Origin of the sequence: Pseudomonas sp. FYR_5, from assembly GCF_043106315.1 — a bacterium.
GTDB lineage: Bacteria > Pseudomonadota > Gammaproteobacteria > Pseudomonadales > Pseudomonadaceae > Aquipseudomonas > Aquipseudomonas putida_Y.
This window is the reverse complement of sequence record NZ_JBICMK010000002.1, coordinates 1-9,441: the sequence shown is the minus strand read 5'-3', so window position 1 is coordinate 9,441 and position 9,441 is coordinate 1. Positions and strand designations below refer to the sequence as shown.

At 61.2% G+C, this 9,441-nt stretch carries 11 protein-coding genes; 6 read left to right on the top strand and 5 right to left on the bottom strand.

The features are described 5' to 3' along the window. The first annotated feature begins 101 nt into the window (after positions 1–101). Complete coding sequence (locus ACF8RA_RS00080) at positions 102–443, top strand: zinc ribbon domain-containing protein YjdM (RefSeq protein WP_009686103.1); 342 nt, start codon at positions 102–104, stop codon at positions 441–443. 84 nt (positions 444–527) lie between these two features. Further along, a complete protein-coding gene (locus ACF8RA_RS00075) occupies positions 528–773 on the top strand; it encodes a hypothetical protein (RefSeq protein WP_209968083.1) in 246 nt (81 codons plus the stop codon). 94 nt (positions 774–867) lie between these two features. On the opposite strand, the gene ACF8RA_RS00070 is transcribed toward ACF8RA_RS00075, so the two are convergent. From ACF8RA_RS00070 to ACF8RA_RS00050, 5 genes are all read right to left on the bottom strand, one after another. After that, positions 868–1,485, bottom strand: a complete 618-nt coding sequence (locus tag ACF8RA_RS00070) for an FKBP-type peptidyl-prolyl cis-trans isomerase (RefSeq protein WP_176685622.1) — start codon at positions 1,483–1,485, stop codon at positions 868–870. Between the two features lie 85 nt (positions 1,486–1,570). After that, positions 1,571–1,876: a DUF6482 family protein gene (locus tag ACF8RA_RS00065; protein WP_014589631.1), complete on the bottom strand. Its 306-nt coding sequence runs from the start codon at positions 1,874–1,876 to the stop codon at positions 1,571–1,573. A 217-nt stretch (positions 1,877–2,093) separates the two neighbouring features. Further along, positions 2,094–2,582 carry a TIGR00645 family protein gene (locus tag ACF8RA_RS00060; RefSeq protein ID WP_003247486.1) on the bottom strand — a complete coding sequence of 163 codons (489 nt, stop codon included), beginning with the start codon at positions 2,580–2,582 and terminating at the stop codon, positions 2,094–2,096. Between the two features lie 101 nt (positions 2,583–2,683). Beyond that, on the bottom strand, positions 2,684–3,022 hold the full coding sequence (locus tag ACF8RA_RS00055) for a hypothetical protein (RefSeq protein WP_176685621.1): 339 nt from the start codon (positions 3,020–3,022) through the stop codon (positions 2,684–2,686). A 160-nt stretch (positions 3,023–3,182) separates the two neighbouring features. Beyond that, positions 3,183–5,621 (bottom strand): Lon protease family protein, encoded by a 2,439-nt coding sequence (locus ACF8RA_RS00050; protein ID WP_176685620.1) that lies wholly within the window; start codon positions 5,619–5,621, stop codon positions 3,183–3,185. Positions 5,622–5,871: 250 nt separating this feature from the next. Between ACF8RA_RS00050 and ACF8RA_RS00045 the strand changes: the two genes are divergently transcribed. From ACF8RA_RS00045 to ACF8RA_RS00030, 4 genes are all read left to right on the top strand, one after another. Further along, on the top strand, positions 5,872–6,360 hold the full coding sequence (locus tag ACF8RA_RS00045) for a DUF3015 domain-containing protein (protein ID WP_021784170.1): 489 nt from the start codon (positions 5,872–5,874) through the stop codon (positions 6,358–6,360). 73 nt (positions 6,361–6,433) lie between these two features. Beyond that, a complete protein-coding gene (locus ACF8RA_RS00040; RefSeq protein WP_176685619.1) occupies positions 6,434–8,287 on the top strand; it encodes a DUF4105 domain-containing protein in 1,854 nt (617 codons plus the stop codon). Positions 8,288–8,502: 215 nt separating this feature from the next. Continuing rightward, the gene (locus ACF8RA_RS00035; RefSeq protein ID WP_392514685.1) at positions 8,503–8,859 is read left to right on the top strand and encodes a hypothetical protein; all 357 of its coding nucleotides are present in this window, start codon (positions 8,503–8,505) and stop codon (positions 8,857–8,859) included. Positions 8,860–8,926: 67 nt separating this feature from the next. Next, positions 8,927–9,424, top strand: a complete 498-nt coding sequence (locus ACF8RA_RS00030; RefSeq protein WP_176685618.1) for a GreA/GreB family elongation factor — start codon at positions 8,927–8,929, stop codon at positions 9,422–9,424. Positions 9,425–9,441: the final 17 nt, after the last annotated feature.

Here is a 9,441-nt window from a genome sequence, read left to right as displayed (position 1 = left end):
GGCTTGCCCGCGATGTTTTTGTCCGGACATAATCACTTCCGGGAAAATACCTTTTACAATGTGGGCTTTTAACCGCCCGTCTGTTTGTTTGAGGAACCGAAGTGAGCACTCTGCCACCCTGCCCAAAATGCAACTCCGAATACACCTACGAGGATGGCACTCAGCTGATCTGCCCTGAATGCGCCCACGAGTGGTCGGCCAGCGGCGATGCCGAGGCGGCCAGCGACGAGGTGGTGAAAAAGGATTCGGTCGGCAACATCCTGCAGGACGGTGACACCGTTACCGTGATCAAGGACCTCAAGGTCAAAGGTTCGTCGCTGGTAGTCAAGGTCGGCACCAAGGTCAAGAACATCCGCCTGTGCGATGGCGACCACGACATCGACTGCAAAATCGACGGCATCGGGGCCATGAAACTGAAGTCCGAGTTCGTCCGCAAAGTCTGATCACAGAAAAATCCGGCAATTGGCGCTTGCCATTCTAGTAATAAGAATTATTCTCATTGGAACTGCTATCCAAGGAGAATCGCCATGACTTATCTGATCGACGCCTGGCTGGAACGCCCTCACCCCTACCTGCGCATTCTTCATCGGGAAACCGGCGAAGTGTGCGCGGTCCTTGAAGAAGCAGCCCTCGACGAACTGCGTGACCAGGGTGACCTGGACATGAGCGGGCTGAATTCGAGTGAGCCGGGGGTGCTCAAGGAACTGGTACGGAATCTGTTTCTGTTCTGCTATTCGCGGGCATTGCGCCCTGGGGGGACAGACTGGAATTGAGGCCGGTAGGGCCGGCCTCTTCGCGGGTGACCCCTACCCCTACAGGGAGGAGCGGGTTTACTCGCGAACGGGCCGCAAAGCGGCCCCAACGACCTTACAGAACGTCGAGCAGCTCGACGTCGAACACCAGTACGCTGTGCGGCGGGATGCTGCCAACGCCTTGGGCGCCGTAAGCCAGCTCGCTTGGCACGTACAGGCGCCATTTGCTGCCAGCGTTCATCAGCTGCAGGGCTTCGGTCCAGCCAGCGATCACGCCGCCTACCGGGAACTCAGCCGGCTGGCCACGCTCGTAGGAGCTGTCGAACACGGTGCCGTCGATCAGGGTGCCGTGGTAGTGGGTACGCACGTTGTCTTCGCGAGACGGCTTGGCGCCTTCGCCGGCGGTCAGCACTTCGAACTGCAGGCCCGAAGCCAGCGTGGTGATGCCTTCACGCTTGGCGTTCTCGACCAGGAATTCCTTGCCAGCGGCAGCGGCGGCTTCGGCCTTGGCTGCAGCTTCGGCTTGCATCACCTCGCGGATGACCTTGAAGCTGGCCGACAGGTCGGCTTCGCTGACGCGGCTGTCGGCACCGTTGAAGGCATCGGTCAGGCCGGCCAGGATGGCTTCCAGGCTGACGCCAGGTGGCGGGTTGTCGCGCAGCTGGCCGCCCAGCTGACGGCCGATACCGTAGCTGACGCGAGTTTCATCGGTAGACAGGTTGAGTTCGGACATTGTCGTGCTCCACTGCAGGGCGCAGTGCAGCCGCGCCCTTGATAAAAAGGGCGAGCAGCCTAGCACACTGGGGCGCTGCGAGCAGCTACCAGGCCGAACGCTGGGAAATCGGCACCTTCAGGTCTTCTTCCGGATGCGTCCCCATACCACACATTTCATCCTGCACCGACCAGTGCACCAGGTTCATCGAGACCATGGGGATGGTTTGCAGCAACTTGCGCGCATCTTCCACCGAGTGCACGCGCAAGCGTTCACCGCGGGTATCGGACAGGGGGTGAGGATGGCCTTTGACCCGGGCCTCGAGCAGGTAGTCACCGCCTTCGATGGCGATCAGGTTCAGTTCGTCGACATGGCCAGCCCTGGCCTCGGTATTGAGCTGATGCAGGTTCATGAGAGCACCTCGCGATGGGAACCACGCATGAGAGCTCATTTTTTGTACAGGAAGGGAGAATGCGCAAGGCATGACTGACGCCACTCGTCAGTTGAGCCTCGATCTCTGTGGGAGCGGGCGTGCCCGCGAAGCAGGCCACGCGGTGGCTGGCACCGGCTTTGCCGGTGTTCGCGGGCATGCCCGCTCCCACAGGAGTTGCAGTGAGGCCTGGCGGGACTCAGTGCTTGGTCAGCTTGTCCAGGTAGCCCATGCAAAACGCCGAGACCACGAAGGTCATGTGGATGATCACGTACCACATCAGGTAATCGGTGGAGATGTTTTGCGCATCCATGAACACCCGCAGCAGGTGAATGGACGAAATCGCCACGATCGACGCGGCAACCTTCATCTTCAGCGACGAGGAGTCCATCTTGCCCAGCCAGTTGAGCTTTTCCTTGCTTTCATCGATGTCCAGTTGCGAGACGAAGTTCTCATAGCCGGAAATCATCACCATCACCAGCAAGCCGCCGACCAGCGACATGTCGATCAGAGACAGGATCACCAGGATCAGGTCAGCTTCGCTCAGCGCGAAGACATTGGGCAGGACGTGGACCACTTCCTGGAAAAATTTCAGTGCCAGGGCCAGCAGACCGAGGGACAAGCCGAAGTAAATCGGGGCGAGCAGCCAGCGCGAGGCATACATCGCGTTTTCGAGGATACGTTCCATGAAGTTCAGGACTCATCAGGTGACTAGAAAAGCGACGGCGAGTATAGCCAGCCACCTGTTACAGCAAAAGCCCGGGGGCCGCTTTGCGGCCCCGACATTCTTCAGGTCTCAGGATGAAACTGGTAATCCCCAAGATTCCGGCACCGCTCGCCATTGATCCGCCGCAACTGCGCCTGCAAATGCAGACACCAGATCTGCGGGTCTTCGGCCACCTGATAACCATGCGTGGTCAGGCTGTCGACAATGGCATTGAGCACCGATTCGGCCACCAGCGGCCCGTGAAACGGCCCCTGTGCCTTGATCGCGGAGGGTTGTTCACCGGCCATGCCGGCGGCGAACAGCAGGGTCCACATGCCGTTATCCCCGGCCAGTGGACGAATGCTGCATTCGATACGAGTCACCAGGCCCAGGCACTGGCGTGTGAGGCTGAGGTTGCGCATGGCCGCGTCCCCTCCAAAGAGCCTTGTTCAGCCTGAGTATCAGGCTGTTTCCATCCTGAACCTGATTCTGTCCTTAAGTTCCAGCATAGAGGAATCGTTCAGAAAGATGAAAAACTGGCGCTGAACGGTAGCACATCGCCGCTAGCGCCAGTTTATTGACTCAGGCCGGTTTGGCTTGGGCAATCACGTCTTCAAGGCGTTCCTTTTCTGCCTTCTCGATATCTTCCTCGCTGATCATCTCGGCAATTTCACGCAGGCGCTCCACCACCCGGGCATTGACGCTGCCCTCGGTGAAAAGCCCCTTGTCGTCGAGTACCCCGGCCTCCTCGCCCACCAGCAGGCTCAGCGCCTCATCAGCCTGGCTGACCGCGTAGACGTGGAACATGCCGTTCTCCACCGCCTGCAACACGCGCTCGTCAAGCATCAGGGTGGCGACGTTGGCACGCGGAATGATCACCCCCTGCTCGCCGGTCAGGCCACGCGCCTCGCAGAGGCGGAAGAAGCCCTCGATCTTCTCGTTGACCCCACCCACCGCCTGCACTTCACCAAACTGGTTGATCGAGCCCGTGATGGCGAAGCACTGCTTGAGCGGCGTGCGCGACAAGGCCGAGATCAGCGTGCAGGCTTCGCCCAGCGAGGCGCTGTCGCCGTCCACGTAGCCGTAGGATTGCTCCAGGGCGATGCTCGCGGAGATCGCCAACGGGAATTCCTGGGCATAGCGGCTGCCCAGGTAACCGGTGAGGATCATCACCCCTTTGGAGTGGATCGGCTGGCCAAGGTTGACCTCACGCTCGATATCGACAATACCGCTGCCACCCGGGTACACGGTGGCCGAAATACGCGCAGGCATGCCGAATGCCGAGTCGCCCACTTCCAGCACGGTCAGCCCGTTGCACTTGCCGATGGCCGCGCCTTCTGTGTCGATCAGGATGATGCCGGCGAGCATGTCGTCCAGCACCCGTTGCGACACACGGCCGGTACGGGTGGCCTTGGCCTTGAGCGCCCGCTCGATGTGGCCTGCGTCGGTCATTTCGTCACTGGCCAGCTGGCGAATGAAATCAGCCTCGCTGACCAGCTGGAACAGGTCGCCGATACGCGCCGACAGGCGCGACTGGTTCTCGGCCAGACGAGCACTGTAGGTGGCCAGACGCGCCACCGCGTCGCTGGTCAGCGGCGCCATGCCCTCTTCGTTGGTGCGGGTGCGCAACAGCTGGGCGAACTGCTCCAGGTTCTCATCGACCATCGGCATGTCTTCATCGAAGTCCACCAGCACGCGGAACATCTCCTGGAAGTCCGGGTCGTGGTCCTGCAGTGCGTAGTACAGCTGGCGCGAGCCGATGATCACCAGCTTGACGTTCAGCGGAATCACCTGCGGCTGCAGGCTGACGGAGGCAACACGGCCCAGCTCACCGATTGGCGACTCCATCTTCAGCTTGCGCGACTGCAACGCACGCTTGAGCGCATCCCATACGAACGGCTCGCCCAGCATCTTCTCGGCTTCGAGAATCAGGAAGCCGCCGTTGGCACGGTGCAGCGCGCCGGGGCGCAGTTGGCGATAGGAGGTATACAGCGCACCTTGGTCGGTGCTGTATTCAATACGGCCAAACAGATTGTCGTAGGTCGGGTGCGGCTCGAACACCACCGGCGCCCCACCGTCAGCATGGTGGCCCACCACCAGGCTGGGCGCGTACTGCTCTTCGAGCAGCTTGCGGGCCACTGCGTCGGACTTGCTGTCATCGACCAGTTGCTCGACCACGGTACGCAACAGGTTCAACTGCACCGATTGCAGGTAGGCGCAAACCGCCGCGTTTTCGGCGTACTTTTCCGACAGCGGCGCCAGCAACGGCTGCAGCGCCAACATGATGGTTTCTTCGTTGAGCTGGCGCAGCTGGTTGTTCGATTCGCGCTTCCATTGCGGCAGGCTGGCCAGTTCTTCGTTAAGGCGCTCCTCAAGCAGGGCAATGTCCTCGTGGAACTGCTCGCGCACCTCTTCCGGCAATTGGGCAAATTCCGCTTCATCCAGCGCCTTGCCATCAGCCATCGGCGTGAAGGCGACGTTGCTGGCATCGCGGTACAAGGCCACGTCCTTTTCCAGCGACGCGCGCTCAATCACATCCAGCGCGCGGTCATAACGCTGGTTGAAAGCGCGGTCGATGGCGCCCTTCTTCTGCTGGTAGGACGGGTGTTCGAACACCGCCGGGAACGTCGACAGCAGGTTGTCGATCAATCCGCCCATGTCGCTGATGAACTCGGCGGCGCTCCCGGACGGCAGCTCCAGTGCGCGTGGTTCACGGGTGTCGTCGAAGTGGTTGACGTAGACCCAGTCGGCCGGGGTCTGCTGGCGCTTGCCCTCGGCCTTGAGGTAGCGCTTGACGAACGAGAAGCGCCCGGTGCCGGGCTCGCCCATCACGTACACATTGTAACCGGGGCGCGGCATGGCCACGCCGAACTGCAGGGCCTCGACAGCACGTTCCTGGCCCAGGACTCCGCGAAACGGCTCCAGATCGTCGGTATGGGTAAAAGCAAACTGCTCGGGGGAGAAACGCCGGGTCAGGGCTTCAGGCGCAAGACGCAGGCGCGCAGCGACAGGATCGGGCATTGGGTTTCCTTACTTCGGCGGGGCAGATAAGCAGCATTCTGGCGCTGCCCGCGCGCGCCTTGCAAGGCTCCACGGGACTTTATGTCGCAGCCGGTGCAGTCATGTGACAGCAAATTTTTCGCAATCAACAACGCAACCTTTAGATCATGCCTAAACTCCAAGCTGCGCGGGTGGGTGAAAAGCTTTCCCGACCTGGCAACCGAGTTGCCAGAAACCCTGACCCTTGGTTAAGACAAAGAGAACAAATGCTATGAAACGGATTCTTCTGGGTACTCTGTTCACCGTGGTCTCGCTGAACGCCATGGCCGAAGCGCCAGGCGGCCCGAACTGCGGCTGGGGCAACATGCTGTTCGAAGGCCAGCGCGGCACGCCGGCACACTTCCTGGCTTCTACCACCAACGGCACCTCCGGTAACGCCACCTTCGGCATGACCTCCGGTACCAACGGCTGCTCGACCAGGGCTTCGCTGACCTATGGCGGCAAGTCCTGGTTCGCCATGAACGGCATGATGAACGAGCTGTCCGAAGACATGGCCATGGGCCAGGGCGAAGCTCTGACCACCTATGCCGTCGTTCTCGGCGTAGCGCCGGAGGACCGCAGCTACTTCAACTCGGTCACCCACCAGCACTTCAACCAGATCTTCAGCAGCGCCGACGTCACTGCCGAAACTGTCCACAGCAACACCCTGGCCGTTCTGAAGAGCGACCCACGCCTGGCCAAATACGCTACCGAGGCCTAACCACAGCTGCTCCCGCCCCACCCCTGGGGCGGGTTTCGCCTTTTTCGGCATCGTCAAGAAGTAGTTGCCCGATATGCTCAAACGCTTCGCTTGCCTGGCGCTGTGTGCCTGCGCCCCTGTTCATGCCGCCCCTGTGCTGGATCCAGGCCGTCTCCAGCAATTGGCCAATACCCCTTACTGGCTCGCCATTGGTCATTACGAAACCGCCAAGCTCGGCGGCTGGCGCAGCTATGTGGATGATGATGCGTTCTTCCTCGCCGCAGAGGGCGCGCACCATCCGGATCAGGAACTCAAGGCTACGGTCGACGCGCTGTATGCCCCGGCCAGCCTCGGTGACAAGCACGCCCAGTGCGTATTCCCCGCGCGCACCCGCTGGCTGCGCGAACAGCTCGACCTGCAAGACTTGCCGCAACCGGATTGCCAGGAATTCAAGACCTGGTACCAGTCGATCGACCCGCACAGCGCCGCGTTGATCTTCCCGGCAGCCTACCTGAACAGCCCGTCGTCGATGTTCGGTCACACCCTGCTGCGCATCGACCAGTCCAACACCCGCAGCGACGACACCACGCTGCTGAGCTACGCGATCAACTTCGGTGCCTATATCGAAGGCAGCGACAACAGCATCCTGTACGCCTGGAAAGGCCTGATGGGTGGCTACCCAGGGCTGTTCGCGCTAATGCCCTACCAGGAAAAACTGTCCGAATACCGCAGCCTGGAAAACCGCGACCTGTGGGAATACCAGCTGGACCTGACCCCCGAAGAAACCGGACGCATGGTCGAGCACGTATGGGAGTTGAAGCAGATCCAGTTCGATTACTTCTTCTTCGACGAGAACTGCTCGTATCGTCTGCTGGAGCTGCTGCAAGTGGCCCGGCCGAGCCTGGACCTGACGTCTCAGTTCCCGCTGACCGCCATTCCCACCGACACGGTAAAAGCCGTGAAGCAGTCTGGCCTGGTCGCCAGCGAAACTTACCGCCCCTCTCGCGAACGTGAATTGCTGGCCAGGGCCGAGCCACTCGAGCTCAACGAAAAGCGCCAGGTGCTGGCTGTAAGCGCCGACACTGCGCAATTGCAAAGCCCTGAATTCCAGGCGCTGCCTCGTGAACGCCAAGCATTGGTGCAAGATGCCGCGTATCGCCTTGAGCGGTATCGGGCCAATGGCCAGGAACGCGATCCAGGACAGGCCAAGCGCAGCTTCGAGTTGCTACGGGCGATCAACAGCAACCCACCGCCCCCCCTGCAGATCGAGCGCCCCGGGTTGCCCGAGGATGGCCATGACTCGCGCACCTGGCAGTTGGGCGTGGGCACCCGCGAAGACCGCGCCTACGCCGAATATGGCCTGCGCATGGCCTACCACGACCTGAATGACAACGCCTATGGCTTCCCGCTGGGCGCACAGATCGAAATCCTGCAATTGAAGCTGCGCCAGTATGAAGGCAATGATTGGCAGGTGCAGCGCCTGGACCTGGCCACCATCCGTTCACTGACACCCCGTAACGAGCTGCTCAAGCCTTGGTCATGGCAAGTGGCTGGCGGGCTGGAGCGGGTACCGGGCAAGCATGACGACGAAGTGCTGGTGAGCCATGTGAATGGCGGCGCTGGCGGCACCTGGCAGCTGGCCGACGGTTTGCTGGGATTTGCCTTGGGCACGGTGCGGGTCGAGCATCACAACGACTTCGCTCAATTCATTGCCCCGGCGGCAGGCTTCAATGGCGGCCTGCTCTGGCGCAACGCGCTGGGCAACATGACGCTGGAGGCCAAGGGCGATTACTTCACCAACGGCGAAGTGCGGCGCAGTGTAAGCCTGAACCAGCAGTGGGAAATCAGCCAGAACCTTGGGCTTCGGTTGAGCGCTTCGCGTGAGTTCAGCCACCTGGCCACGGCACAGAACGAGGTGATGCTCGAGCTGAAGTGGTATCACTACTGAGGCCGCTTTGCGGCCTTTCGCGGGCACGCCCGCTCCCACAGGGTCCTCACAGGATTCGAGGCCTGGCAAGTACCTGTGGGAACGGGCTTGCCCGCGAATTGGCCGGTTAGGCTAGCAAAGCAGTATGACCGAACCAACTCTTTGACACTGTTTTGACACCTACCCGACAAATAGCCACCTAGACTTTCCACCATCAACTGGAGGGTTTTGTGGCTATGTCGCGGTACTGGTTCAGCGTGTGCGTCGCGTTGTTGCTGTCAGGTTGCGAAACCACCCACGAGCAGATGGTCAACCACGGTTACCCTCCCGCCTATGCGGATGGCTTCCAGGACGGCTGCAGCAGTGGCCGCCAGGCGGCCGGGCTGATGGTAGGCAACTTCCGCAAAAACGTACCGCGCTACCTGCACGAGCGTCAGTACGAAACCGGCTGGGACGATGGCTTCCGCCAGTGTCATGCCATGCAGAACAGCGAAGAACAGCGCCAATACCACGAGCGTTTCTGGGACCAGCGTGACCGCGAGTGGGAGCAGGAAAAAGACCGCGGCGCAGCCAAGGCCTATCGCCACAACTGAGTCGCAAACGGACATTCCTTTAAACCGGCGGCCTGCCATGATGGTCTCACGCACAAGGAGGCCCTTCATGAGCCGAGCATTCGTCAACGAAGACCAAGCCGCCGCCCAGGCCGACCAACCGGTTGAGCGGCGCATCAGCGAACAACCCAACTACGTCACCGCCAGCGGCCTGCGCCAGCTGCAAACGCGTGTGGCCGAGCTGAATGCCTTGCGCAGCGAACTGCAGGCGCAGGGCGAACGGGGTGACAAGCAACGGCTGGCCGATACCGAGCGGGATCTGCGCTACTTCAGCGCGCGGGTGCAAAGCGCCCAGGTGGTACCCGCGGCGACTTCCCATAGCAAGGTACAGATTGGTAGTCGGGTGCGGTTTGTCGATGCGCAGGACCAGGAGCAGGTGGTGCAGCTGGTGGGCGAGGATGAGGCGGATGCCGGGCGGGGCTTGATCAACTGGGGTTCGCCATTGGGGCGGGCATTGCTCGGGGCTGGGCCGGGTGATGAGGTGGTCTGGCAGCGGCCGGTGGGGGAACAGGTAATAGAGGTGGTTGAGATTCTGGGTGAGGGTTGAGGGCCTGGGGCTGCTTT